Below are 24,641 nucleotides of genomic sequence, written 5' to 3'. Positions count from 1 at the left end.
ACTGGTCAGTGCGGGGCTAACCCAGCTTGATCCCCGCCTGCGCCGCCGCCTTGGTGAGGAATTTCATGGTCTGCTGACCGCCCTGCTCATAGGGCTCCTGGCCCTTGGGATCGGTGATGCGGTCGAGGTTTTTCGCCACCTGCTCCGGCGTCTGGTCTTCCGGGGCCAGGAAAATCCCGTCGGTTTCATAGATGCGGGTGGCGGCGTATCCGCCTGCTCCGGCGCACAATATCGTCCGGCTCGGGGCATCCTCGCCCGCCAGCACGATCAGCCCCGCCGTGACGCTTTCGGGCGTCATCAGCCTGCCCGCCTCTTCCGGGATCAGGCCTTCGGTCATGCGGGTATAGGCCGTGGGGGCCAGCGTGTTGACGCGGATATTGTTTTTGGCACCTTCCAGATGCAGCACATTCATCAGGCCGACCAGCGCCATCTTGGCCGCGCCGTAATTGGACTGGCCGAAATTGCCGTAAATGCCGGACGACGAGCTGGTCATGACGATGCGGCCATAACCGGCCTCTTTCATCATGTCCCACACCGCCTTGGTGCAGGTGACCGAGCCCATCAAATGGACGTCCACCACCGCGCGGAAATCGTCCAGCGTCATTTTGGAGAAGCTCTTGTCGCGCAGGATGCCCGCGTTATTGACCAGAATGTCGATCCGGCCCCACCGCGCTTGCGCCGCCGCCACCATGTCGGCGACCTCGTCGGCCCTGGTTACATTGGCACCGTGGGCGATCGCCTCGCCGCCCGCTTGCGTGATCTCGTCCGCGACGGTCTGGGCCGCGCTGATTGAGCCGCCCGTGCCATCCACAGACCCGCCCAGATCATTGACCACCAGTTTCGCGCCGCGCCGCGCCAGCTCCAGCGCATGACTGCGTCCCAGCCCTGTGCCTGCGCCCGTGACTATGGCCACCCGGCCGTCAAAGCGGATATCGCCCATGAAATCGTCCTCGCCTACCTGTCAGAGAAGGCGGCATGCGACCCGGTTTGGGCGCGTATTGCAATGGCGCACATCACCTTTGGCGCGCCATGTCCGGATCGTTGACGATCAGGCCTGCATCAGGAAATCGGGTTGGCGCACGCTGTCGAAGGCGTGGCGCGTGACGAAATTGCGCATGGAGGCCGACACGAAGCCGGCCAGACCGTCACGGTCGGCCAGCACGCCCTTGCGCGCCGTCAGCGGCGACGTGGCAGCAGACCGCACCCCGACATGCGCGCGCCAGTCATCCAGCACGGCACTGACAGCATCCTCGAACGTGACCAGTGCCTGGATACAGGCACCCAGCGGTGCCTCAGTGGCGGTCCGCAAATCCAGCACCGCCTGCACCCGCATCACGTCAGACAACAGCCATAGCCGCATGCGGCCGCCCTGGGCGCGCACGCCATGCAGGGCGCGGATCAGACCCTGACGCTGCAGCTGGCGCATCAGGCTGGTGGTGACGGGATGGGATACCGCGCCGGCCATCACTTCGGCGTCCGTGAGCAGGCCGCGAGAGCGCCAGTCATAAACCAGCAAGGCCCCCAGGGCCGCCGGATTCTTGAGTGCGAAGCGTGATCTGTCCGTGGTGGTCAGCATGGAAACCCCTCCCATGAACGCGTTTAGTGAAGTATTTCACTATATACAGGTACTGGTAATGGTCTTGGAGTTAACAACATGCTAATTCACTCTGAGAGCGTGCAGTTTAGCCGGCTGCAACTATGAGACCGACGCTCGATATCATTGAAGTTCAGGGGCAAGCGGGCGCGCGTCACCGCCATCAGCGCCGCCGCTCTGAGCAGTGATCAGACCGTCGGCTGCATGACAGGCGCGCGGCGCACGCCCGGGCGTGGACGGCGGCACCTGCCTGCCTGGACGGTTCGCGATGACGAACACACGCGGCAAGGCAGGGCCACACAAACAAAAGACGCGTTGCGCGTTCACCGGGCGTTCATTTTGACGCTCGCACGCTCTCATCCCGGCGGCCGCAAAGCCTGCGCGCCCGCCAGATTCTGACGCGCTGACAGACAGGAGCGCCCGATGAACACACTGACCGCTGCCGGTCTCGCCGTTGCCGCAGCCATCGCTGCGGCGGGTCTCGCCACCGCAGGCAGCAGCACGCCGGCCGAGGCCCAGAGCCTGGGCCAGGGCGATTTCGAGCGCTGCTCGGTCTACCGCCCCGATGGCGGTTTCGCCGGGTATGACAGCGCCTGCCTGGAACGCCAGCGCGCCGCCATTCGCCACTTCAGCCAGGACGGCAAACCGCACTACGCCCCGGCTGCGCGCGCGCCGCACCGGCCCCATCCCCCGCGCGGCTATGGTTATGGCACCTACAGCACGCCCAGCTACGCGCCCGCCGCCTACCCCTGCCCCAGCTGGGCCAACCAGGGTTATGGCTTTTCCAGCACCACATCCGGTTTTGGCGGCCGCGTTCAGTACGGCACGTTCACATCGTCAGTGAACGGCCAGCCCTGCATCCCCAGCCCGAATATCTTCCGGCGCGGACTGCCGTAAGGGGTGGTGCGCGCCGCTTATTGAACGCGGAACCGTTCCAGAATGGCCCTCATGGTTTGGGCTCTGGCCCGCATCGGCGAGTCCTCCCCCTGACTGGCCAGATCCTGTTCAACCGCGGCTATGGTGTCTGACACGCCCCGCATCCGCACCTGCCTCAGGGTTTCCGAGAACAGCGCCGGGTCACAGTCCGGACGGTTATCCACCGCCCGCCAGAATTGCGCGTCCTGATCGATTTGTTCGACCGCCAGGATGCACCTGCCTTCCGGCGGCAGGCTCAGCCAAACAATGGCCTTCAGGTCATTGAGCGCGCCGGCGGCAAAGTCGCCATGCCCGATTCCGGAAGACACATCGCTGGTATCCACCGCAACGACAACTTGGGCGATGGACGGCAAGGGGATTGATTGCCCGGCCCGCTGGAACTGCCCGCCCAGCAAGTTCGACAATTGCAAGGCCCGGTCATGACGCGACATATAGGCAGTCATGCCACTTGCCATCACGGGCAATTCGCTCAGGGCCTGTCCGAAATACTCCGCGTCCACATCAGGCGACGCCCAGATTACCTCTCCCAGCAGCGGGCCGTCACTGAACGCGCCCCTCGCCGACAGACGCTCCAGCGCGCGCAACAGCACGCGCGCGCCCATGGAGTGGGCGATAACATGCACGCGCCGCCCGTCCGCCTCGGCGATCACCTCGGTCAGGAACCGGTCCAGCGCCAGGGCCGAGGGATCAACGCCGTTCTGGCTGACCTGATAGGAGGCGACGGAATGGCCGTTCGGCCAGGAAAAGAACGTGGCACCAGCCCTCATATCCAGGTCGACGGCCAGCTGTGCGGTCTGCAAGGCGGCCTGGGCGAAAGTGACGGCATGGCCATGGATGAACACGAACATGTCGTCCGCCTCACCGTCGGCCAGCGCGCCGCCAAGCGCCCCGTCAAACCCGGAAGGGCCAAGTGTGCGCGCAGGCCGCAGCACCATATGAATGCCGTCGCGCGCGCCTCGAAAATCCAGCGTGCCCGGCCGCGGTATTGATCCGGGCGTGCGATCATGGGGCACGGACACCTCGATATCGCCGAACTGCAACTCCGATCGCCGGTTATTGAAGTTGCGCTCGGGATCAGGCCCTTCAATCCCGCGATTGGTGCCCCAGAACAGGCGCACGGTCTCGAACATGCCCTGATACTCCGGCCCCATATCGGGAAGGGGCGGCGGCGCGCTGGCTATGGGCGGCGGGTTCGCGCCCGGCCGGCGGCCGGGCCGGGAGCCGGACGGCGCCGCCGCCTGAAGACTGGCTGCAGACTGGAGCCGTATATCCGCGCAGGCGCGATCAGGGCGGTTGCGCGCATCCAGGTCTGAATTGCGCGCCGCCATCAGCGCCTGGTGGATGCTGGCAGACGTTCCGGTATAGGCCGTGTAGTCCGCCCGCAGAGCCCGGTCCGAGCGCGACCGGGTCACCTGCGCCCTCGATTGCGACAGGCGGGGGTTGATGTCCTCCTGCGCCAGCCGGGCGGCGTCAACAGCGCCGGCGGGGCAACCGGACTCCAGAAATATCTGCGAAATCGAGATCAGCACGTCCGCGTGCTCGACAGGGGTCAGAACGTCTCTTAAGGCCGCTTGAGCATTATAGGCGTCAATAGCGGCGCTGAGGCGCTGGTCGCTTGTGTCATCGTATGCATCGGAGAGGTGCGCCAACACGCGCCCGGCTTGACCGGGGTCGGGCTCTGCACTCTGGGCCGTCGAGCACGATGAGATCAACAACACCATGGCGCTCAGCGCCAGCACAGACCCCGATCGGCTCATACTGCGTCCCCTCAGCTCAGCACCGGACCCGAAGACCCGCGATGCTCAGCGCTTAGGAGGCGACAAGAAACATGACAAGAAAAAAATGGCGCGCCTTGGCGGCCCAGCTGATGCGGGGGAGGCCTTGTGTCATAATGGCACGCACGGGAAGAGATAGATAGTAACTTCCCCATAGCGTTCACCCTTAGGACCTGTTGACGAAGTGGATTCCCAACCCGCCCGAAGCGTGATTCAAGACTGGCTTTTGGGAGGTGGTCTTGGTTCGCGGTTTGATGACGGACGAGGAGTGGGCGTTCTTTGCGCCTTTCGTGGTGGCGACCGGAGGCAAGCGGGGCCGCCCGCCTTCTGATCATCGCCGCGTGCTGGACGGCGTGTTCTGGATCGCGCGCACCGGCGCGCCCTGGCGTGATCTTCACGACTATTTCGGTCCGTGGACGCGGGTCTACCGCCAGTTCCGCCGCTGGACGCTGTCAGGCGTGTGGGAGGTGATGTTGGAAGCGCTGGGCGAGAGCGGGGCCGTACCCGACAGTCTTCAAATGGTCGATTCCACTATCGTTCGCGCGCACCATCAGGCTGCGGGCGCTAAAGGGGGACTCAAAAACAGGGTTTTGGGCGCTCAAAAGGTGGCTTCACGACCAAAATACACCTTCGCACCAACGCTGAAGGGCTGCCCATAGCCGCTGAGATCACCGGCGGTGAAGTCTCCGACTACAAAGGTTATGAGGCGGTAATGGCCGCGCATGGCTCAGTCCCGCGCGTCCTGCTGGCCGACAAAGGCTATGACAGCGACAATATCCGAACATCGCTGGAAGCCGCCGGCGCAGTGCCGATGATCCCGGCGCGCCGAAACCGCAAGAACCCCGTCCAGATCGACGACTTCGTCTATGGGCTGAGAAACCGCATCGAGCGGTGCTTCAACAAGCTGCGCTGCTCACGCCGCCTCGCCACACGCTACGACAAGACCGCCGACAGCTATCTCGGCTTCATCCATCTCGCTTCAATCCGCCTGTGGTTCCGGTACTTTGTCAACAGCACCTAAGATAACATTTGTTCTACGTTATCGGAAAATAGTAATTTTCTACGCATCCTGGACTGTCGAGCCCATTGCCAAAAGTCAGCCGGGCACGGTCCGTCTTCCCTGTGATCGGATATCAGAAGCCTATAGTGGGGAGAAAACACTATGGCCGACACAGCCCGTGACCTGAGATCCAACCAATTAAGAGTTCGAATTTTAGGCAATCGATTGCGAGCTCTTTCTAAAATAAATTACCCACCCCCTTGGCTCTTGAAGTGAGCGGCTTTATTAACCGACAGAGAGCGAAAAAACACCGAAAGAAATGGCTAGAAGCACATGGGGAAAAAAATCTACAAGTATTTCTCGTCTGGTGTGCTGGATCTCGTGTTCACGCGACAGAATTACTGCGGCATAAAATTTTCGCTGCCAAAAGATTATAATGACCCATTCGAATTGTTCCTCGGAGTGGATCTAACGGTCACGCCGTATTTGTTGGCCACTTACCGCGAACTGGTGACCGAGCTGCCGCAGCACCCAACATCTTGCTTCTCTAAGTCCCCAATAATTACTCCGATGTGGGCTCACTATGGTGAGAACCATTCGGGATTCGTCGTCGAGTTCGACATCGATGCACTAAAGGCGGCATATCCGGACATCGTCATTAAGGATGTGACCTATCGGACGGGCCCAAGTGAGCAGCTTGCCGAACAATTGCAACGTGCAGCTGGGACCAAGAAGCCGCGGCACGCCTACTTTCTGCAGCAGACCGTTTTGGCATCGGCTTATTTCTCCAAAGACGTCGCTTGGAGTTATGAGCAGGAGTGCCGACTGCTAGGTGCTGTTGACAAAGTACCGGAACCACAGGCGGATTGAAGCGAGATGGATGAAGCCGAGATAGCTGTCGGCGGTCTTGTCGTAGCGTGTGGCGAGGCGGCGTGAGCAGCGCAGCTTGTTGAAGCACCGCTCGATGCGGTTTCTCAGCCCATAGACGAAGTCGTCGATCTGGACGGGGTTCTTGCGGTTTCGGCGCGCCGGGATCATCGGCACGGCGCCGGCGGCTTCCAGCGATGTTCGGATATTGTCGCTGTCATAGCCTTTGTCGGCCAGCAGGACGCGCGGGACTGGGCCATGCGCGGCCATCACCGCCTCATAACCTTTGTAGTCGGAGACTTCACCGCCGGTGATCTCAGCGGCTATGGGCAGCCCTTCAGCGTTGGTGCGAAGGTGTATTTTGGTCGTGAAGCCACCTTTTGAGCGCCCAAAACCCTGTTTTTGAGTCCCCCTTTAGCGCCCGCAGCCTGATGGTGCGCGCGAACGATAGTGGAATCGACCATTTGAAGACTGTCGGGTACGGCCCCGCTCTCGCCCAGCGCTTCCAACATCACCTCCCACACGCCTGACAGCGTCCAGCGGCGGAACTGGCGGTAGACCCGCGTCCACGGACCGAAATAGTCGTGAAGATCACGCCAGGGCGCGCCGGTGCGCGCGATCCAGAACACGCCGTCCAGCACGCGGCGATGATCAGAAGGCGGGCGGCCCCGCTTGCCTCCGGTCGCCACCACGAAAGGCGCAAAGAACGCCCACTCCTCGTCCGTCATCAAACCGCGAACCAAGACCACCTCCCAAAAGCCAGTCTTGAATCACGCTTCGGGCGGGTTGGGAATCCACTTCGTCAACAGGTCCTAGATCAGGAAAAATACTGTGAGACGGTCGCCGGTCATAAGATTCTGCAAGTGCCGATAGCCTGCTGCACCGCTCTCATTGTCGGTAAGAACGCCACACAAGAGACCCTCTCGCGTACGAAGGACATCGCAGCCCAAGGCGGCATGCGCTGGTTTCGTGCCGTCATTGGGAAATCAATGGCACAGCCATTCATGGAAACAGAGACTGGCGCGCGCGCCGTGTTCGATGGCGCGGAAATTAGCCCGACAGAGAAGATTTGCCGACGCTGTTCAGAACCGGTTTCATCGGACACGAGCAATTGTCCGTGGTGCAGCATCACGCTGGATGAAGCTCATGAGGCGGCTCGCGGCAACCCACTCCGCATCCTGGACAGTTACGGGATGCTTGAGAGTTACTATCAGGGACTTGAGGAACTGGCGAAAAAGTGGGAGAGGCGTTGATGCGTTTGAGCGGCTGTGCCAGCGCATCCTCCGGGAGAAAGGCTTCACCAAGGTCGAGGTGGCGGGGCGCGGCGGCGATGGCGGCATCGACGGCCAGGGCGTGCTGCGCGTCAATCTTTTGTCCTTCCAGGTCATCTTTCAGGCAAAACGCTGGAAAGGGTCTGTCGGCGCCAGTGTGGTGCGTGATTTTCGCGGCGCGATGGTCGGACGCGCTGACAAGGGCCTGATCATAACAACCGCCCGCTTCGGCACCGAGGCCAGCCGGGAGGCGACACGCGACGGCGCACCAGCCATTGACCTGGTGGACGGTGAGGGCTTTTGCGAATTGCTAAAGGAGATTGGCCTTGGGGTCTTGGGGTCCGGGTAAAAAAGGTCGAGGAAGTCGAGGTTCTGCCCGGAGACCTGGCGGACAGATGAAAGCCCGCCGAGCAGGTCACGCGGGTAGCCGCCCCGGCGCGGCCGCAGAATATTCAATTATTTCAATGAGAAGATGGCGCGCCCGAAAGGATTCGAACCTCTGACCCCCAGATTCGTAGTCTGGTGCTCTATCCAGCTGAGCTACGGGCGCCTGTCGGATCGGGGTGGCCCCGATCACGAGAGGGCGGAAACTAGCGGGGGCCGTCGCGCTTGGCAAGCGCGCGCGGCGGCGTGATGCAGCCGTGTTGTCAGCCCTCTCCCTGCGCCGCATGCACGCCGCGCGCGATGGCGCGGGCGAGGCAATCCGCGGCGATGGAGCCCAGCCGGGTAAGTGACACCGGCGCCGGGTCCGGCAGGGGGCGCGCCGCCGTCGACAGGGCGAACACCACGTCGCCGTCGAACGGCGCGTGGGCCGGGCGGATGGCGCGCGCCAGCCCGTCCTGCGCCATCACGGCCAGGCGCCGGGCCTGGTCCTTGGTCAGGGCCGCATCGGTGGCCACCACGCACAGCGTGGTGTTGGCCAGGAGCCTGGGATCCATCTTGGCCACGCCCCAGTCTTCAGCGGTAATGGCGCGGGCAGGATCAGGCCTTGCGCCGCCAAACTCGCCATCGATCTCGAACGGCCAGGCCCAATAGGCGTCGCTGCCGGGCATCTGCACCGCGCCGAAACTGTTCACGCAGGCCAGCGCCGCCACGGTGATCAAATCGTCCGTCACATAGCTGGCGCTGCCCGTGCCGCCCGCCAGCGACCCGGCGCGCGCGCCATAGCCCGCCCCGGCCCGGCCCAGCCGCACCGGCGCGCCGCCACCCGCATCGTCCAGCGCCTGCAGACCCAGCGCGCGATAGGGCGGGTCCGCGCCCCACGCCTTGTCGCCGCCATTGGCCAGATCATAGAGGATGGCGCCGGGCACGATGGGGCTTCTGGGCACGCCGGGCAGGTCCATCAGGCCATAGCCGCGCCCGCGCGCGCCCAGCCCCGCGCACACGCCGTCCGCAGCCGCCAGGCCATAGACCGAGCCGCCCGACAGGGCGATGGCGTCCACCTGCTCCACCAGCGCGCCGGGACCCAGCAGATCGGTTTCGCGCGTGCCCGGCCCGCCGCCGCGCACATCGACCGAGGCGGTGGCGGGTGCATCGCACAGCACCAGCGTCACGCCGGTGCGCACGCCTGTGGCTTCGGCCTGGCCGACGCGCAGCCCGGCCACGTCCGTGAGATCATTGCGCGGGCCGCGCCCGGCCATCTAGCCGCCAATCGCGGGCGTGACGCCCTCGGGCATGACATAGCCGATGGGCGCGCCCGGCCCCACTGGAAGGCCAACCCAGACCCAGAAAATGGTCAGCGCCAGTCCGCCAATCAGGAAGGCGAGCGAATAGGGCAGCATGTTCGACAGGAGCCCGCCCATGCCGAACTCGGGGTTCCAGCGCCGGCAGAAGGCCAGCACCATCGGGAAATACACCATCAGCGGCGTGATGATATTGGTCACGCTGTCGCCCACACGATAGGCCGCCGTGGTCATTTCCGGGCTGATGCCCAGGATCATCAGCATCGGCACCAGGAAGGGTGCCATGAACGCCCATTTGGCGCTGGCCGATCCGACCACCAGATTGAGTGTGGCGGCCAGCAGCACCATCACCGCCAGCAGAAGCGGCGCGGGCAGGCCGGCCGACTGCACGGCCTCGGCGCCATGAATGGCCGTGATCGCGCCCAGCCCGGTCCAGTTGAGCATCACCACGAAGTGCGCGGCGGTAAACGCCAGCACGATATAGCCGGCCATGTCCTTCATCGCCTCGGTGGACATGCGCACCACGTCGCGATGGCTTTTCACCGTGCCGGTGGGAATGCCGAAGCACACCCCGCAGATGAGGAATAACAGGAAGAAATACGCGATCAGGCTGTCCAGCATCGGGTTCAGCCGCTCAGACCAGGGCGCGTCCTGGATCTGCAGATACTGGCCCGGCCCGAAGGTGAGGAGCAGCCACAGGCCCGTCACGCCGAGGAAGCCGATCAGCGCCAGCCACAGCCCCTTGCGCTCTTGCGGCGTCAACTGGCTGTCGCCCTTCTGGCTCGACAGCGGCGTGTCGCCGGTAGGGGTATAGGTGCCCAGGCGCGGCTCGATGATCTTGTCGGTGATGAACCAGCCGATGGGGAAGAACACGATCGCCATGCCCAGGATGAAGAACCAGTTGCCCGCCACATTCACCGTCCAGCTGGGATCGATGATGTGCACCGCCGGCTCGGTCACGCCCAGGATCAGCGCGTCGATGGGGCCGGGCATGAAATTGGCCGAAAACCCGCCCGACACGCCCGCAAACGCCGCCGCGATCCCGGCAATGGGGTGGCGGCCCACGGACGCATAGATCACGCCCGACAGCGGGATCAGCACCACATAGGCGGCATCCGACGAATGCGTGGCCACCAGCGCCAGCAGCATGACGATGGGCGTCATCGCCGCCTTGGGCGCATTGCGCAGGCCCGCGCGCAGCGCGGCGGAGAACAGGCCCGAGCGCTCGGCCACGCCCGCGCCCAACATGATCACCAGCGTCAGCCCCAGCGGGGTGAAGCCGGTGAGCGTGTCGGGCATGGAGGTGAGCAGGCGCTGGATATTGTCGCGCGAGAACAGCGACTGGGCCATCAGCGTTTCGCCGGTGATCGGATTGACCGCGGTGAACTGCGCGAACGCCGCCACCGCCGACATCACCATCAGGATGCCGATCAGCCAGACGAAGATGAAGACCGGATCGGGCAGGCGGTCGCCGAAGCGCTCCACCGCGTCCAGGAACCCGCCGCGGCGTTCGCTGGTGTCTGACTTGGCCATGACAACGCCCTCCTAGCCGGCAACCGGCAGGGTATAGGCGACATCCGCGCCCGGACCCAGCGGCAGGCCGAGATACACCCACCCGACCGTCATCACGATGCCCGCGATCAGAAGCCAGATCGAATACGGGATCATCGCCGAGGTCAGCGATCCGATGCCGAACTCGGGCACCCAGCGGCGCGCAAACACCAGCACCAGCGGGAAATACACCATCAGCGGCGTGATGATATTGGTGGCGCTGTCGCCCACGCGGTAGGCCGCCGTGGCCATTTCCGGACTGACATTGAGCAGCATCAGCATCGGCACCAGCACCGGCGCCATCAGCGCCCATTTGGCGCTGGCCGAGCCCACGAACAGGTTGAGCACGCCGGCGAACACCACGATCAGGCCCAGCACGATCGGCAAGGGCAGGCCCGAGCTTTCGATGGCGTTGGCGCCGTTCACCGCCGAGATCAGGCCCAGCTGGGACTGGCTGAACATTTCCACGAAATAGGCGGCGAAGAAGGCCAGTACGAGATAATAGCCCATGTCCTTCATGGCGCCGGCCATCATGTCCACGATGTCGCGATGGTCCTTGATCGTGCCCGCCGCGCGGCCATAGGCGATGCCGGCAAAGATGAACAGGATCATGAAACCCGCCACCAGGGACGAGAAGAAGGGCACCAGATTTTCCGCGACCTCAAGTTCGGGATCGCCCAGATAAAGCGGCACATTGCCGCCATAGAGCGAGAACGATCCCAGCGTGATCAGGCTGACCAAGTCCACCGTCATGAACAGCCAGACAAAACAGACCGCCAGCACGGCGAGGCCGGCATGGGCCAGGCCCTTTTTTTGCGCCGGCGTGGTTTCGCCTTCGGGGTCTTCATCGCCGGTCTTCGGCGCCCCGCCCGCCACCGTGCCGCCGGCCCACTTGCCCAGCCGGGGCTCCACAATGCGGTCGGTGACAAACCAGATCACCGGCAGAAAGATGACCGTCATCGCCGCGATGAAATACCAGTTGCCCGCGATATTCATCGTCCAGGTGGGATCGAGCGCCAGCACCGTGGCTTCGGTGATGCCGAACAGCAGCGCGTCCAGCTGGCCGGGCAGAAGGTTGGCCGAGAAGCCGCCCGACACGCCCGCGAACGCCGCGGTAATGCCCGCGATGGGGTGACGGCCGGCAGCGGCGTAGATCACGGCGGCCAGCGGGATCAGCACCACATAGGCCGCGTCGGCGGCCAGATTGCCCATCATCGCCGCCAGCGCCACCGCCGGGGTGAGCAGAAGGCGCGGCACGTCGCGCACGGCTGCGCGCATGGCCGTGCCAAACAGGCCCGCGCGCTCGGCCACGCCCGCGCCCAGCATCACCACCAGCACATAGCCCAGCGGGTGGAAGCTGGTGAAAATGCGCGGCATGTCCACCAGAAGATGGCGCAGCGAGTCCGGGTGCAGGGCGCTGATGGCGTTGACCGCCTGCGGCGCGCCGTCCGCATCGCGCAAGGTGGGGTGGTCCACCGACCAGCCCAGGAAATAGGCGATGGTCGACATCACCGCCATGAAGATAATCAGATAGAAGAAGATGAAAGCCGGGTCCGGGAGCCGGTTACCGGCCCGCTCGATCAGTCCGAGAATCCCGGTCTGACGCTCGCCGCCGCCATCGCTGCGCGCATGTTCGCTCATCAAGCTCCCCCTCCGGTCCGCGCATGTCCGCGCATGGTTGCCAAAGGATTAGCGCGCCACAGCCCGTCTGGAAACCCGCCCGGCGCCATAGGCCGAAGACGCAGGGATTGTGGCGAGCACCCTCCCCGCCCGCATGTAGCCGGGTCACAACCTTGTTTTCCCGGCCGACCGCAGGGAGCGCCGGGATCCATCCACCGAGAGGGTCCGCTGCCAAGCCGGTTCAAATGTTCCGGGATGCATCGCGGATCGCAAAACGCTCCCCCCTTGAGGAGAGGGAGCAGCGCAAAGCGAAGCCGGGTGCGGGCACCGCCGCAAGGCGGCAACGCTAAGTCCTGCAGCGGGCCGTGCCATCACCCCACCCTGACCCTCCCCTCAAGGGGAGGGAAAGTAGAAGCAGCTTCAGAAGCTTACTCCCTCCCCCGCCGGGCGAGGGTTGGGGTGGGGGGCGCCGCCGAAGGCGGCGATCAAAACTATGCACCAGGCGGCACCATCCCCCCACCGGGCCCGGCGCTGCGCACCGGCCCACCCTCCCCATCAAGGGGAGGGAAAAGAAAGACCCCCTAAATCTCCAGCACCTGCGCGCCGTCTTCCTCGCCCACGATCACGGTGCGGGCCAGGCCAATGAACAGGCCGTGCTCCACCACGCCGGGGATGGCGACCAGGCGGCGTGCAGCCCCTTCCGGGTCAGGCAGTTCGCCGCAAGCGCAGTCAAGAATATAGTGCCCGCCATCGGTCACGAAGGGCTCCAGCCCGTCGCCGCGGCGGCGCAGGGCGACATCGCAGCGCGGCGCGCCCGACGCGCGCAGGGCGTCGAAGACTTTCTTGGCGGTGATGGTGAAGCCGAACGGATCCACTTCCACCGGCAGCGCGAACGCGCCCAGGGTTTCGACCAGCTTGGTCTCGTCGATCACCACGATCATCCGGTCAGAGGCGTGGGCGATGATCTTCTCGCGCAACAGGCACCCGCCCCCGCCCTTGATCAGGCGGAAACGGCCATCCACCTCGTCCGCGCCGTCCACGGTCAGGTCGATGCGCACCGCCTGATCCACCGGGATCAGTGGCACGCCGGCGGCCTGCGCCGCGCGCGCCGTGGCCTCCGAGGTGGGCACGGCGCGGATGCCGGTCAGGGCACCGGCCTTGATGACCTCGCCCAGCCGGGCGATGAAAATCTCGGCTGTGGAGCCCGAGCCCAGGCCCAGCGTCATGCCGCTTTCCACATAGTCCAGCGCGGCCTGCGCCGCCTGGGCCTTCATCGCCGACGCGCTCATCGGTCCACACCGCCCAGGAGCACGAATTTCAGCTCGGTGAACTCCTCGACGCCCCATTTGCCGCCTTCACGGCCAATGCCCGATTCCTTCACCCCGCCGAACGGTGTGGAGGGCGAGCCCACCAGGGGCGCGTTGACGCCTACCATGCCGAACTCCAGCGCCTCGCTCATGCGGTGCACCCGGCCCACATCATTGGTGTAGAGATAGGCTGCCAGCCCATAGCGGGTGTCATTGGCCATGCGGATCATGCCGGCCTCGTCTGCGACGCGGTAGACCGTGGCCACGGGACCGAAAATCTCGCTCGTGGCCATGTCCAGTGCCTGGTCATCGCCCGCCTCGATCAGGGTCGGCGCGTAGAAGGCCCCGCCCATCTTGGCCGACAGGGACTGGCCGCCCACCAGCACCTTCGCGCCGCGGGCCCGGGCATCCTCGACCAGGGCAGAGACATGCTCGACGGCGTCCTCATGGATCAGCGGGCCCACATTGGTCCGCTCGTCAAACCCGGAACCAACCTTCAGCTTCTCGACCCGGCGCTTGAGCGCCTTGATCAGGGCCTCGGCGACGCCCTCCTGCACGATGATCCGGTTGGCCGACACGCAGGTCTGGCCCGCAGCACGGAACTTGCTGGCCATGATCCCGTCAGCGGCCAGCTCCACATCCGCGTCATCCATCACCATGAAGGGCGCATTGCCGCCCAGCTCCAGCGAGACGCGTTTGATCCCGTCGGCAGCCTGACGCATCAGCAGCTTGCCCACTTCGGTCGAACCGGTGAAGCCGATCATGCGCACGGCCGGTGCGCCGGTCATCACCGGGCCCAGCACTTCGGCCTTGCCATTGATCACATTGAACACGCCGGCCGGGAAGCCGGCCCGCTTGGCCAGCTCCGCCAGCGCCAGCGCCGACAACGGCGTTTCAGGCGCGGGCTTGACCACCACGGTGCAGCCTGCCGCCAGGGCGGGCCCGCATTTGCGCGTGATCATGGCGGACGGGAAATTCCAGGGCGTGATGCAGGCCACCACCCCCACCGGCTGACGCAACGTCCAGCCGCGCGAGCCCGGCGGCTGGGTCGGCAGGGTCTCGCCATGCATCCGCATGGCTTCTTCCGCCGACCAGTTGACGAAGCCGGCCCCGTAGACCACCTCGCCGCGCGCTTCCTTGTATGGCTTGCCCATTTCCGCGGTGATGATGGCACCCAGATCCGAAGCGTGCTCGATGATCAGCTCATGCCAGCGCCGCACAATCCTCGCGCGCTCGAAGACCGAAGTCGTCTTCCAGGTCTGGAAGGCGCGCGCCGCCGCGTCGATCGCCCGGTGCGCGCCGCCTGCGCCGATATCGGCCACCTTGGCCACCAGCGAGCGGTCAGCCGGGTTGCGCACCTCGAACGTGTCAGAGCTGTCCACCCAGCCGCCATCAATGAAGGAGGCGCTTTTCAGAAGGGTCGGGTCCGTGAGGCGGCTTTTCAGATCGGTCATGCTCATTCCTTGGCTTTGGTCTTTTTCGCGCTCATGGCGGCGCGGAATCTGGCAGCCCATCCGGGCTTGGTCTCCTGACGCGGGCGGGCGAGGCCCAGCGCGTCGGCGGGCACATCGGCGGTGATCACCGATCCTGACCCGGTCATCGCCCCGGCCCCGATCTCCACCGGTGCCACCAGTGACGAGTTCGAGCCGATGAAGGCGCCCTCCCCGATCACCGTGCGGTGCTTGAAGAAGCCGTCATAATTGCAGGTGATCGTACCGGCACCGATATTGGCCTTCGCGCCCACATCGCTATCTCCGATATAGGCGAGGTGATTGGCTTTTGCGCCCTCCCCCAGGCGGGATTTTTTCACTTCGACGAAATTGCCCACTTTCGCCGCCGCCTCCAGCACCGCGCCGGGGCGCAGGCGGGCATAGGGACCAACCTCGCAGCCCGGGCCCACATCAGCGCCTTCAAGATGGCTGAAGGCCCGGATCACCGCGCCGCCCGCCACGCTCACGCCAGGGCCGAACACCACATGAGGCTCGATCACCACATCGGCTTCAATCCGGGTGTCGTGGCTGAAAAAGACGGTGCCGGGCGCAATCAGTGTCACACCGGCCATCATGGCTTCAGTGCGCCGGCGTGTCTGGAAGGCCGCTTCGGCGGCGGCCAGATCGGCCCGGTCGTTCACGCCCAGCACCTCGCCCGCATCGGCCCGTACAACGCGCGCCTCCAGCCCGTCGGCGCGCGCCATCGCGACAATGTCGGTGAGATAATATTCGCCCTTGGCGTTGTCATTCTTCAGCGCCGCCAGCCAGCCCCAGAGATGCTCGGCCCGGCAGGCGATCACACCGGAATTGCACAGCCGCACCGCGCGCTGCGCCGCGCTGGCGTCCTTGGCTTCCACGATGGCTTCCAGAACGCCGGGGGCAGACTCGATCAGCCGGCCATATCCGCCCGGCGCATCCGGCTCGAAGCCCAGCACTGCGACAGCGGCCTCATCCAGCGCCCCGAACACCGCTTCCACGGTTTCAGGCCGAATCAGCGGCGTGTCGGCGTAGAGCACGATCACATCGCCCTCAAATCCGTTCAGCACGGCCTGCGCCTGGCGCACGGCATGGCCGGTGCCCAGAGGCGGGTCCTGCAGCACGGTCAGCGCCCCTGCACCGCCGGCCCGCTCGCGTACCGCCGGGCTGTGCGCGCCCCAGACGGTGACGATTCGCTCCGTCCGGGCAGCGCGCGCCAGATCCAGGCTCCAGTCCAGCATGGCGCGTCCGGCGACCGCATGCAGCGGTTTGGCCAGAGCCGACTTCATGCGGGTGCCCTGTCCGGCGGCGAGAATTACGGCGGCGCGCGCTCGGTGTGTCATCACGTCTCCTGTGGCAGGCTGGCGGCGCGCCGCCTCTGAGCCGCCCTATAGCGCACCTGCGCGCGCTGTGCGACCACATCGCCGGGGTGATGAGCCTTGGGACCTGATTTATGTCCCCGTCCGGCTGGCTCATGTCTCCGTCACGGGTTTTGATGACCCTCAAAATGCGGGGATAGGCTCGGCTCTCAATAGGGGGATAGCCATGAAGGACCATTCATCACTATCCGGCGCCCGAATCGCCTTCGACCTGGACGGCACCCTTGTGGATACAGCGCCGGACCTGGTGCGCGCCCTGAACGCCGCCATCGCCCCGGCCGGCCTCGGCCCTGTCCCCCTGTCAGACGTGCGCGCCATGGTGGGCCGCGGTGCCCGCGCCCTCATCGAACGCGCCTTTGCCAATGCCGGCCGCACTGCGCCGCCCGAAGACGAACTGGCTGGCGCGCTTGAGCTTTTCCTGTCGGTGTATCGCGAAGGGATCGCCGATCTGTCGCGGCCCTTCCCCGGCGTGACGGCGGCGCTGGACGATCTGGCAAGGGCAGGCGCGCGCCTGTCGGTGTGCACCAACAAGCCCGGCTGGCTGGCGGTGCCGCTGCTGCAGGCGCTGGACCTGGCAGACCGCTTCGAACGCATTGTCGGAGCTGAGGATTCGCCCGCCAAGAAACCCGACCCGGCTCATGTGCTGACGGCTCTGGGCGGCGCACCGGTTGAGGCGGGCGACATACTGGTGGGCGATTCCAGCGTCGATTTCGAAGCCGCGCGCGCCGCGGGGGCCGGCATCATCCTGTTTGAAAACGGCTATGACGAAAAGCCGGTCCGCACGCTGGGCGCGGACCGGCTTTTCAGTTCATTTGAGGATCTGCCGGCACTGACCGCCGGGCTGATCACGCAGCGTCAGGCGCTGCGGCGTTCCTGACCGCGGTCATTGGCAGGCCGGGGCATGCCATTGACCATGTTGGAGCGCACATCGGTGCGCGCCGAGCGCATCGCCGGCATGAAGCCGGCTTCCTGCAGCTCGACGGACACGTCGTAGCCACGCTCTTTCCAATAGGCTTCGATGCGCTCTTTGAGCCGGAGAGCGCCTTCGCGGGTGCAAAAATCATTGCTGGCCATGGGGAGACCTCCTTATCCACGCGTCACCAGTCACGCGCGGCGGGTTCGTTGTTGAAAAGGAAACGACCGGAACAGACCTGTGTCGTTCAGGCGCTGCATGGGTCTATAGGTGATATTTCTTCTTGACGGAAGTGTGACGAGGGCAAGGCGGTAAATATTTTTATCCCCACCTGCGTCTGCGTCCGTCCGCTTGACCGCGCAGAGGTGCCAACGTATACGACCTGCCTCTTTTCGGGCGGCTAGCTCAGCGGTAGAGCACTTCGTTCACACCGAAGGGGTCACAAGTTCGATCCTTGTGCCGCCCACCACTCCCCTTCTTTCACCCATGGCGATCACGCTATTGTGAGGTCAAACGGACGATCGGAGAGGCCCCTGGGGCGCGCGGGCCGCGTCCAGGTGCCGCACACGCGCTGCATGCTCTTGCGAAGCGTTCTCAAAAATGCCAGACAGACGTCACGCGCATGGCAGAGGGCTGTGCGCCCTGTCATCTGTTCCGGGGAATGCCCGCCATGTTGAAACGCCTCTTCGCTGCTGGTGCCGTCGCCGCCCTGTCTCTGTCCGCCTGCGCGCCCGAGGCCGCAGAGGTCTCCAGCGCCGCTGACGCGGGCGAGGTCAACCTGTTCACCGCGCGCCACTACGCCTCTGATGCGGCGGTCTATGCGGCCTTCACCGAAGAGACCGGTATCCGGGTCAATGTCCTGGAAGCCCCCGCCGACCAGCTCATCGAGCGCATGCGCGCCGAGGGTGCCCGCTCCCAGGCCGATGTCGTGATCACGGTGGACGCAGGCCGCCTCTGGCGCGCCGATCAGGCCGGCCTGTTCCAGCCTGCGCCCGAGCTCGGCGATACGCTGGATGCCGTGCCGGCCAATCTGCGCCATCCCGACGGCCACTGGTTCGGTTTCGCCAGCCGGGTCAGGGTCGTCGTCTTCGCCCGTGACCGGGTGGATGCCAGCGAGATCACCGACTTTCTCGATGTCGCCGACGAACGCTGGCGCGGCCGCCTGTGCGTGCGCTCATCCAACAATGTCTACAATCAATCGCTTCTGGCCGGCCTGATCGATGCGGTGGGCCCTGAGCAAGCCGAAAGCTGGGCCGCCGGAATCGCCGCCAACATCGCGCGCACCCCCCAGGGCGGGGATACCGACCAGATCCGCGCCGTGGCGGCAGGGGAATGCGACATCGCCATTGTGAACCACTATTACCTCGCCCGGCTCCAGCGCACCGGGGATCCGGCTGACCGCGCCGTGGCCGAGGCGGTCGACATCGCCTTCCCCTCCCTGGCTGGTCGCGGCGCCCCGTTCAACATTTCCGGTGCCGGTCTGGCGGCGAACGCCCCCAATCGCGACAATGCCCTGGCCTTTCTGGCTTTCCTGCTGACCGATCAGGGCCAGCGCCAGTTCGCAGAGCTGACCAATGAGTTCCCGGTCGTGGCGGGGGTTGCCTACGACAATGACGTCCTCGCCGGCTATCCGCAGATCACGCCCGATCCGGTGAACGTCAACCGGCTGGGCGAGAACGCCACTGCCGCACAACGCATCTTTGACCGTGTCGGATGGCCGTAATCGCGCGATTGCGCCAGGCCTATCCGGTCTGGCCCGCCCTGATCGCCGCCATCGCCTGCGCCGCCCCGCTTGCTGCGGTGGCGGCGCTCGCTGTTTCAGGCGAATGGTCGGGCTATCTCGCCCATCTCTGGTCCACCCGCCTGCCGGTCTATCTCATCAACACCCTCCAGGTGACGCTCATCTCGGGCAGCCTGGCGGTCGTGCTGGGCTCAGGTCTCGCCTGGCTGGTGGCGCGTTACGAGTTCGCCGGGCGCAGCGTGTTTGAATGGTTGCTGGCCCTGCCGCTGGCCGTGCCCGCCTACGCCGCCGCCTATGGCTGGTTTGATCTGACCCAGGCCGCCGGACCGCTGGGCATGTTGCCCACGGTGCGCGGTGCCACCGGCGCAGGGCTGGTCCTGGGCCTGACGCTGTATCCTTATGTCTACCTCCTAGCGCGCGAAGCGTTCGCCGGTCAGTCCTCTGACGCCTATGAAGCCGCCCGCACGCTGGGGGCCCGTCCGCGCGAAGCCTTCCTGCGCGCCGCCATGCCCATGGCCCGTCCCGCGATTGCCGCCGGACTGGCGCTGGTGGTGATGGAGACGCTGGCCGATTTCGGCGCAGTGGCCCATCTGGGCGCGCCGACCCTCACCGTGGGCCTGATCCGTGCCTGGGCGGGTGAAGGGGCCACGGCCGACGCCGCGCGCCTCGCCCTCATCCTGGTCGCCATCGCCTTCCTGATCTTTGCGCTGGAGCGCGCCCAGCGCGCCCGCGCCCGACAGACCAGCGCATCAGGCCGCAGGCGGCCGTCCCGGCGCATCGTCCTGGCGCCCCTGCGCGGTCTGGCGGCAGCCGCCCTGTGCCTGTCACCTGTGCTCCTGGGCATGGTGATCCCGCTGGGCCGTCTGGGCTACCGGGCCTTGAATGCGCCGGTGACCCGTGACCTTGCGAGCGCCGCCCAGAACGCCGTCCTGCTCGCCGTAATCGCCGGGGTTCTGGCCGCCGTGCTGGGCCTCGCCGCCGCCTACGCCCTGCGCAGCGGCACGCGCCGCGGTGCCGTGGCGGCGCGTGTCGCCGGGCTCGGCTATGCTGTACCCGGCGCGGTGGCCGCCATGGGTGTTCTGGCAATTCTCGGCCTGTTGCAGACCTGGATCGATGCGGCCTGGACCGGACTGTTCGGCGCGGTCTTCCCGGTCATGCTCACCGGCGGGATCGCCGCCCTGATCTTTGCCTATCTGTCGCGCTTCGCTGCCGCCGCGATTGGCCCGGCCGATAGTGCGCTGTCCAGAGTGACGCCAGCCCTGGACGGCGCGGCGCGCACGTTGGGTGCCGGTGCGCGCGAGACCGCCCGGCGCGTGCACTGGCCACTGATCATGCAGGGCGCGCTGCTGGCCGCCCTTCTGGTTTTCGTTGAAGTGCTTAAAGAACTGCCCGCAACGATGATCCTGAGGCCCTTCAATTTCGACACCCTGGCTGTGATTGCTCACAATTACGCATCTGACGAGCGACTGGGCGAAGCGGCCTTGCCCGCCTTGCTGATCGCCGCTGTGGCCCTGCCCCCGATGATCTGGATCGCCCGGCGCATCGTTCGCCAGGAAGACGGGCGCGAGAACGCTGTGCATGCGGAGGCCGGGCGGTGATCCTCGATGACCGTGTCCTGGATGTGCGCGCGGCCACGGTCCGGTTCGCGCCGGGCCGCCCGGCGGTGGACGGTGCCGATCTGCGCCTGACCTGCGGGCGGGTCACAGCGCTTCTGGGTGCGTCGGGTTCGGGAAAATCCTCGCTTTTGCGCGCCATCGCCGGGCTGGAACGCCTCGATAGCGGCGAGATACGTTTCGAGAACAAGGTCTGGAGCGGACCGGGCGTGCATGTTCCGCCTGAAGAGCGCCGCTGCGGCGTGGTGTTTCAGGACTACGCGCTGTTTCCTCACCTGTCGGCGCTGGACAACACGGCCTTCGGCCTGCGCGCCGGTGACCGTGCGCACCGGCGCGCACAGGCAATGGCGCGCCTCAAGTCGGTTGAGCTGGAGCGGAGAGCGCACGCCTTCCCCCACCAGCTATCCGGTGGCGAGCAGCAGCGCGTGGCGCTCGCCCGGGCTCTGGCCCCTCACCCCGATGTCGTTCTGATGGACGAACCATTCTCCGGCCTCGACCGGCGTCTGCGCGCTGAATTGCGCGAGACCACAGCCCGCGCGTTGCGCGAGAGCGAGGCGGCCACGTTGCTGGTCACCCATGACGCCGAAGAGGCCCTGGCGCTGGCCGACACGATCGCGCTGATGAGCGAGGGCCGCATTATCCAGACCGGCACGCCGGACTCGCTCTATCTGCGCCCCGATTCGCTCACCGCGGCCCGGCTTCTGGGCGAGGTGGAGGTGTTTGATACCGCCGTGTCTGGCGGCCGTGCCGCCACGCCGCTGGGCGATGCGCCGGCGGCAGGTTTCGCGGACGGCTCCAGGGTTTGTGTGCTGGTGCGCCCTGAATCGGTTCAGGTCGGACGCGCCGACGCCGAAGGCGCGCTGGCCACCATTACCGAGCGCCGGGCGGGTGTGGGCCAGCTGCGTCTGGTCTGTCATCTGGCCGACGGTGACCGCGAGATCATGGCACGCACGCTCCTGTCGGCACGCCACCGCCAGGGCGACGCGGTGCGCCTGTCTCTCGACCCGGACGCCATCCACGTCATTGCCGCCAGCGCAGCGTGATCAGGCGATTGCAGCGCGCCCCGGCGCACCCTAACTGTCCCGTCCCGCCCACCCCCAGACAGACTGGTCCGCGCCATGACCCTTGCCCTCGACCCTGCCCCGCAGCCTGAAGGACGCATCGCCCGGTTTGTGGCCAGTGCGGGCTTTCGCAACACGATCACCACTCTGATCCTGATCAACGCAGCGATCCTGGGTCTTCTGACCTATGACCTGCCCGCCGGCGTGGTCACTGTGCTCGACTGGACAGACCGCGCCATTATCGCGGTGTTCGTCATCGAGATCGCCCTCAAGCTGCTCGTCCAGCGCGAGAATTTCTTCCGGTCGGGCTGGAACTGGTTCGATTTTTCGGTGGTGGCCCTGTCGCTCATTCCCGATGCGGGCGCGTTCACCGTCCTGCGCGCGCTGCGGGTGCTGCGCTTGTTCCGCCTGTTCTCGGTGGTGCCCGAGATGCGCCGCGTGGTGGAAGCGCTGGGCAAAGCGATCCCCGGCATGGGTGCCATCATCCTGGTGCTGACCGTGATTTTCTATGTCGGCGCGGTGATGGGCTCCAAGCTGTTCGCCGGCACTCATCCGCAATTCTTTGAGAATCTTGGTGCTTCGGCCTTCACCCTGTTCCAGGTGATGACGCTGGAAAGCTGGTCCATGGGCGTGGCCCGTCCGGTGATTGCCGAGCATCCGTTCGCCTGGATATTCTTTGTCGGCTTTATCGTGCTGACCAGCTTTGCGGTGCTGAACCTGTTCATCGCCGTGATCGTGGACTCCATGCAGTCCAAGCATTTCGATGCCGAGGATCAACGCCAGCAGGTTGCTCATGACGAACGCATTCAGCTGCTCGATGAAGTGCGCGCGCTGCGCACCGAGATGGCTGAATTGCGATCCGCCTTGCGCGCTCAGCCGCCCGAGGCGTCCAGCTCGGCGTCAAAGCGCGCTGACAGCGACGAGTAGAACGCCGCCAGCTGCTCGTCACGCGCGCTGCGCCGGCGCGGGGCGGGCGCGGCCAGGGGTGCAGGCTCGACGCCCTCATGGGCCGCAATCATGAACCGCCTCCATATCTCGGCTGGCAGCTGCCCGCCGGTCACCCCGTCCATCGGGGTATCATCGTCATTGCCAACCCAGACACCGGTGGTGAGGTGAGCGGTATAGCCCAGGAACCAGGCGTCGCGGCTGTTCTGGCTGGTGCCGGTCTTGCCCGCCGCCGTGTGGCCGGGAACCCGCGCGCGTGTGCCGGTACCGTCGATGATCACACTTTGCAGCATGGTGCTGACCCAGCGGGCATGTTCCACGCTGAGCACCGGCTCGCCTGCGTTCGCCCGGTCGGCTTCCCAGATCAGCTCGCCACGGGCGCTGCGAATCTCGCGCACAAGATAGGGGTCGCGCCGCCGGCCATCGCGCGCAAACACGGCGTAGACACCGGTCAGCTCCAGTAGCTGCACCTCGCCCGCGCCCAGCGTCATGGCGGGCACCGGCATCATGGGGGTGCTCAATCCCATGCGCGCCGCCAGCCCGGTGACATTGGTCATGCCGGCCCCCACGCCGGCCTGCGCCGCCACGGTGTTGACCGAGCGCTTCAGAGCGTCCGCGATGGTGATGCGGCCCAGGAACTGACCGCCGAAATTCACCGGGCTCCAGCCATCAATATCGATGGGACCGTCATTGAAGGTCGTGGCCGGGTTCATGCCCGCCTCGAAGGCCGCGGCGAACACGATCGGCTTGAAGGCCGATCCGGGCTGACGGCGCGCCTGGGTCGCGCGATTGAACTGGCTCACACGATAGTCGCGCCCGCCCACAAGCGCGCGCACCTGACCGTCAGGCCCCAGCGCCACCAGAGCGCCCTCACCCGCCGAGCGGGCTTCGCCCTGGTCGTCCAGCACGCCGTTGAGCGCGGCTTGGGCCGCGCGCTGCAGCGGCAGATCGATGGTCGTCGTGATAACCAGGTCAGGAATGGCCCGGTCCTCGCCCAGGATGGCGAGCGCTTCGGCCACAGCGGCGTCGAACGGGTGGCCGGAGGCCTGCGCGTCACCGGGCACCAGCAGCGCTTCAGCCACCTCCGCCGGGATCGCCGATGCGGTCATGAAGGCGATGGGATCAATGAAGCCCTCGTCCAGCATGGATGCCAGCACCAGGCGTGTGCGCGCCAGTGCCGCCTCCATGTTCTCGGTCGGGGCGAGACGCGTGGGTGCCTTGGGCAGGGACGCCAGCAAGGCGGCTTCCTGAAGGGTGAGCTCAGCCGTCGTCGTCTGGAAATAGCGCCGCGCCGCCGCTTCCACGCCATAGGCCTGCTCGCCCAGATAAACCCGGTTGAGGTAGAGTTCGAGGATTTCCTGCTTGCTCAACCTGCGCTCCAGCCGGCGCGCCAGGCGGATTTCCTGAAGCTTGCGGCGCAGGCTGCGCTCGGGCGTCAGGACCAGGTTTTTCACCAGCTGCATGGTCAGGGTGGAGCCGCCCTGCTCGGTGCGTCCGGCGCGCAGATTGACCCAGAAAGACCGCGCCAGCCCGTGCAGGTCCACGCCGCTATGGTCGAAGAAGCGGCGGTCCTCGATGGCCAGGAAGGCTTGCGGCAAATGAGCGGGCATCTCTTCCAGACGCACCCTACGGCCATAGAGCGGACCGCGCACCGCCATCACCGTCCCGTCATCGGCCAGCACCGTGACCGACGGCTCCATGCGCACGTCCCACAGGGCGTCGATATTGTCAGGCAACTCAGGCAGGTCATGGAACGCCCAGCGCCAGGTGACGGCTCCGGCGACTGCGCCGGCACAGACCAGCAGCAGCAGGACGCCGGCCGCAATCGGCAGCGCCGCGCGGCGAAGGCGCAGGCCAATCGGCACGGTTTCATCAGCCCGGAAGATGATCTCGCACTCCTGTGTCCCTGTGCGGCAGCAC

21 protein-coding genes and 2 tRNA genes are annotated in these 24,641 nt (G+C 65.8%); 10 read left to right on the top strand and 13 right to left on the bottom strand.

What is annotated here, in order from left to right:
- Positions 1–16: 16 nt before the first annotated feature.
- Both L2D00_01300 and L2D00_01295 read right to left on the bottom strand, forming a co-directional pair.
- Positions 17–940 (bottom strand): SDR family NAD(P)-dependent oxidoreductase, encoded by a 924-nt coding sequence (locus L2D00_01300; protein WBQ13335.1) that lies wholly within the window; start codon positions 938–940, stop codon positions 17–19.
- A gap of 108 nt (positions 941–1,048) precedes the next feature.
- Entirely contained in the window at positions 1,049–1,576 is a 528-nt protein-coding gene (locus L2D00_01295; protein ID WBQ13334.1) for a hypothetical protein, read from the bottom strand.
- 441 nt (positions 1,577–2,017) lie between these two features.
- On the opposite strand from L2D00_01295, the gene L2D00_01290 reads away from it, so the two are divergent.
- Entirely contained in the window at positions 2,018–2,491 is a 474-nt protein-coding gene (locus tag L2D00_01290) for a hypothetical protein (protein ID WBQ13333.1), read from the top strand.
- Positions 2,492–2,508: 17 nt separating this feature from the next.
- On the opposite strand, the gene L2D00_01285 is transcribed toward L2D00_01290, so the two are convergent.
- Positions 2,509–4,287, bottom strand: a complete 1,779-nt coding sequence (locus L2D00_01285) for an alpha/beta hydrolase (GenBank protein ID WBQ13332.1) — start codon at positions 4,285–4,287, stop codon at positions 2,509–2,511.
- Between the two features lie 251 nt (positions 4,288–4,538).
- Here L2D00_01285 and L2D00_01280 point away from each other — a divergent pair.
- Positions 4,539–5,326 (top strand): IS5 family transposase gene (locus tag L2D00_01280; GenBank protein WBQ13331.1). Its coding sequence is split into 2 segments (ribosomal slippage): positions 4,539–4,872 and positions 4,872–5,326, totalling 789 coding nucleotides; the frame shifts between segments, so codons are not numbered across the junction.
- A 312-nt stretch (positions 5,327–5,638) separates the two neighbouring features.
- A complete protein-coding gene (locus L2D00_01275; GenBank protein WBQ13330.1) occupies positions 5,639–6,175 on the top strand; it encodes a DUF2971 domain-containing protein in 537 nt (178 codons plus the stop codon).
- Here the strand turns inward: L2D00_01275 and L2D00_01270 are convergent.
- Positions 6,134–6,921, bottom strand: a protein-coding gene (locus L2D00_01270; protein WBQ13329.1) for an IS5 family transposase whose coding sequence is annotated in 2 segments (ribosomal slippage) — positions 6,134–6,588 and positions 6,588–6,921 — 789 coding nt in all. Because the reading frame shifts where the segments join, the coding sequence is not laid out codon by codon here. The two genes, L2D00_01275 and L2D00_01270, sit on opposite strands and share 42 nt — an antisense overlap.
- A 397-nt stretch (positions 6,922–7,318) precedes the next feature.
- Here L2D00_01270 and L2D00_01265 point away from each other — a divergent pair.
- Complete coding sequence (locus tag L2D00_01265) at positions 7,319–7,792, top strand: restriction endonuclease (GenBank protein ID WBQ13328.1); 474 nt, start codon at positions 7,319–7,321, stop codon at positions 7,790–7,792.
- 124 nt (positions 7,793–7,916) lie between these two features.
- Here the strand turns inward: L2D00_01265 and L2D00_01260 are convergent.
- The 7 genes from L2D00_01260 to glmU all read right to left on the bottom strand — a co-directional run bounded on the left by L2D00_01260 (position 7,917) and on the right by glmU (position 16,412).
- Positions 7,917–7,993, bottom strand: a tRNA-Arg gene (locus L2D00_01260).
- A gap of 97 nt (positions 7,994–8,090) precedes the next feature.
- On the bottom strand, positions 8,091–9,083 hold the full coding sequence (locus tag L2D00_01255; protein WBQ13327.1) for a P1 family peptidase: 993 nt from the start codon (positions 9,081–9,083) through the stop codon (positions 8,091–8,093).
- On the bottom strand, positions 9,084–10,658 hold the full coding sequence (locus L2D00_01250) for an AbgT family transporter (protein WBQ13326.1): 1,575 nt from the start codon (positions 10,656–10,658) through the stop codon (positions 9,084–9,086).
- 12 nt (positions 10,659–10,670) lie between these two features.
- Positions 10,671–12,317: an AbgT family transporter gene (locus L2D00_01245; GenBank protein ID WBQ13325.1), complete on the bottom strand. Its 1,647-nt coding sequence runs from the start codon at positions 12,315–12,317 to the stop codon at positions 10,671–10,673.
- A gap of 560 nt (positions 12,318–12,877) precedes the next feature.
- Positions 12,878–13,585, bottom strand: coding sequence for a ribose-5-phosphate isomerase RpiA (rpiA, locus tag L2D00_01240; GenBank protein WBQ13324.1), 708 nt, complete (start codon positions 13,583–13,585; stop codon positions 12,878–12,880).
- Positions 13,582–15,057 (bottom strand): NAD-dependent succinate-semialdehyde dehydrogenase, encoded by a 1,476-nt coding sequence (locus L2D00_01235; protein ID WBQ13323.1) that lies wholly within the window; start codon positions 15,055–15,057, stop codon positions 13,582–13,584. Before L2D00_01235 ends, rpiA begins: the two co-directional genes overlap by 4 nt.
- A gap of 2 nt (positions 15,058–15,059) precedes the next feature.
- A complete protein-coding gene (glmU, locus tag L2D00_01230; protein WBQ13322.1) occupies positions 15,060–16,412 on the bottom strand; it encodes a bifunctional UDP-N-acetylglucosamine diphosphorylase/glucosamine-1-phosphate N-acetyltransferase GlmU in 1,353 nt (450 codons plus the stop codon).
- Between the two features lie 202 nt (positions 16,413–16,614).
- Here glmU and gph point away from each other — a divergent pair, with 202 nt between their 5' ends.
- A complete protein-coding gene (gene gph / locus L2D00_01225) occupies positions 16,615–17,325 on the top strand; it encodes a phosphoglycolate phosphatase (GenBank protein WBQ13321.1) in 711 nt (236 codons plus the stop codon).
- On the opposite strand, the gene L2D00_01220 is transcribed toward gph, so the two are convergent.
- The gene (locus tag L2D00_01220) at positions 17,304–17,522 is read right to left on the bottom strand and encodes a hypothetical protein (GenBank protein ID WBQ13320.1); all 219 of its coding nucleotides are present in this window, start codon (positions 17,520–17,522) and stop codon (positions 17,304–17,306) included. The genes gph and L2D00_01220 overlap by 22 nt on opposite strands.
- A gap of 233 nt (positions 17,523–17,755) precedes the next feature.
- Here L2D00_01220 and L2D00_01215 point away from each other — a divergent pair.
- The 5 genes from L2D00_01215 to L2D00_01195 all read left to right on the top strand — a co-directional run bounded on the left by L2D00_01215 (position 17,756) and on the right by L2D00_01195 (position 22,703).
- A tRNA-Val gene (locus L2D00_01215) sits at positions 17,756–17,830 on the top strand.
- A gap of 201 nt (positions 17,831–18,031) precedes the next feature.
- Positions 18,032–19,084, top strand: coding sequence for an extracellular solute-binding protein (locus L2D00_01210; protein ID WBQ13319.1), 1,053 nt, complete (start codon positions 18,032–18,034; stop codon positions 19,082–19,084).
- Positions 19,075–20,700 carry an iron ABC transporter permease gene (locus L2D00_01205; GenBank protein WBQ13318.1) on the top strand — a complete coding sequence of 542 codons (1,626 nt, stop codon included), beginning with the start codon at positions 19,075–19,077 and terminating at the stop codon, positions 20,698–20,700. Before L2D00_01210 ends, L2D00_01205 begins: the two co-directional genes overlap by 10 nt.
- Positions 20,697–21,758 carry an ABC transporter ATP-binding protein gene (locus tag L2D00_01200; GenBank protein WBQ13317.1) on the top strand — a complete coding sequence of 354 codons (1,062 nt, stop codon included), beginning with the start codon at positions 20,697–20,699 and terminating at the stop codon, positions 21,756–21,758. The genes L2D00_01205 and L2D00_01200 overlap by 4 nt, the downstream gene beginning before the upstream one ends.
- 75 nt (positions 21,759–21,833) lie before the next feature.
- A complete protein-coding gene (locus L2D00_01195) occupies positions 21,834–22,703 on the top strand; it encodes an ion transporter (protein WBQ13316.1) in 870 nt (289 codons plus the stop codon).
- Here L2D00_01195 and L2D00_01190 read toward each other — a convergent pair.
- A complete protein-coding gene (locus tag L2D00_01190) occupies positions 22,649–24,586 on the bottom strand; it encodes a PBP1A family penicillin-binding protein (GenBank protein WBQ13315.1) in 1,938 nt (645 codons plus the stop codon). The two genes, L2D00_01195 and L2D00_01190, sit on opposite strands and share 55 nt — an antisense overlap.
- Between the last annotated feature and the right edge of the window lie 55 nt (positions 24,587–24,641).

The organism is Hyphomonadaceae bacterium BL14 (assembly GCA_027627705.1).
Classification (GTDB): domain Bacteria; phylum Pseudomonadota; class Alphaproteobacteria; order Caulobacterales; family Maricaulaceae; genus Oceanicaulis.
The sequence above is the reverse complement of the archived record's forward strand: the minus strand, read 5'-3'. Positions and strand labels throughout refer to the sequence as shown.

Bases quoted from the DNA above. Each gene is read 5' to 3' on its own strand.
- L2D00_01300 (WBQ13335.1), bottom strand. From the start codon at position 940: ATGGGCGATATCCGCTTTGACGGCCGGGTGGCCATAGTCACGGGCGCA.
- L2D00_01295 (WBQ13334.1), bottom strand. From the start codon at position 1,576: ATGCTGACCACCACGGACAGATCACGCTTCGCACTCAAGAATCCGGCG.
- L2D00_01290 (WBQ13333.1), top strand. From the start codon at position 2,018: ATGAACACACTGACCGCTGCCGGTCTCGCCGTTGCCGCAGCCATCGCT.
- L2D00_01285 (WBQ13332.1), bottom strand. From the start codon at position 4,287: ATGAGCCGATCGGGGTCTGTGCTGGCGCTGAGCGCCATGGTGTTGTTG.
- L2D00_01275 (WBQ13330.1), top strand. From the start codon at position 5,639: ATGGGGAAAAAAATCTACAAGTATTTCTCGTCTGGTGTGCTGGATCTC.
- L2D00_01265 (WBQ13328.1), top strand. From the start codon at position 7,319: ATGAGGCGGCTCGCGGCAACCCACTCCGCATCCTGGACAGTTACGGGA.
- L2D00_01255 (WBQ13327.1), bottom strand. From the start codon at position 9,083: ATGGCCGGGCGCGGCCCGCGCAATGATCTCACGGACGTGGCCGGGCTG.
- L2D00_01250 (WBQ13326.1), bottom strand. From the start codon at position 10,658: ATGGCCAAGTCAGACACCAGCGAACGCCGCGGCGGGTTCCTGGACGCG.
- L2D00_01245 (WBQ13325.1), bottom strand. From the start codon at position 12,317: ATGAGCGAACATGCGCGCAGCGATGGCGGCGGCGAGCGTCAGACCGGG.
- rpiA (WBQ13324.1), bottom strand. From the start codon at position 13,585: ATGAGCGCGTCGGCGATGAAGGCCCAGGCGGCGCAGGCCGCGCTGGAC.
- L2D00_01235 (WBQ13323.1), bottom strand. From the start codon at position 15,057: ATGACCGATCTGAAAAGCCGCCTCACGGACCCGACCCTTCTGAAAAGC.
- glmU (WBQ13322.1), bottom strand. From the start codon at position 16,412: ATGACACACCGAGCGCGCGCCGCCGTAATTCTCGCCGCCGGACAGGGC.
- gph (WBQ13321.1), top strand. From the start codon at position 16,615: ATGAAGGACCATTCATCACTATCCGGCGCCCGAATCGCCTTCGACCTG.
- L2D00_01220 (WBQ13320.1), bottom strand. From the start codon at position 17,522: ATGGCCAGCAATGATTTTTGCACCCGCGAAGGCGCTCTCCGGCTCAAA.
- L2D00_01210 (WBQ13319.1), top strand. From the start codon at position 18,032: ATGTTGAAACGCCTCTTCGCTGCTGGTGCCGTCGCCGCCCTGTCTCTG.
- L2D00_01205 (WBQ13318.1), top strand. From the start codon at position 19,075: ATGGCCGTAATCGCGCGATTGCGCCAGGCCTATCCGGTCTGGCCCGCC.
- L2D00_01195 (WBQ13316.1), top strand. From the start codon at position 21,834: ATGACCCTTGCCCTCGACCCTGCCCCGCAGCCTGAAGGACGCATCGCC.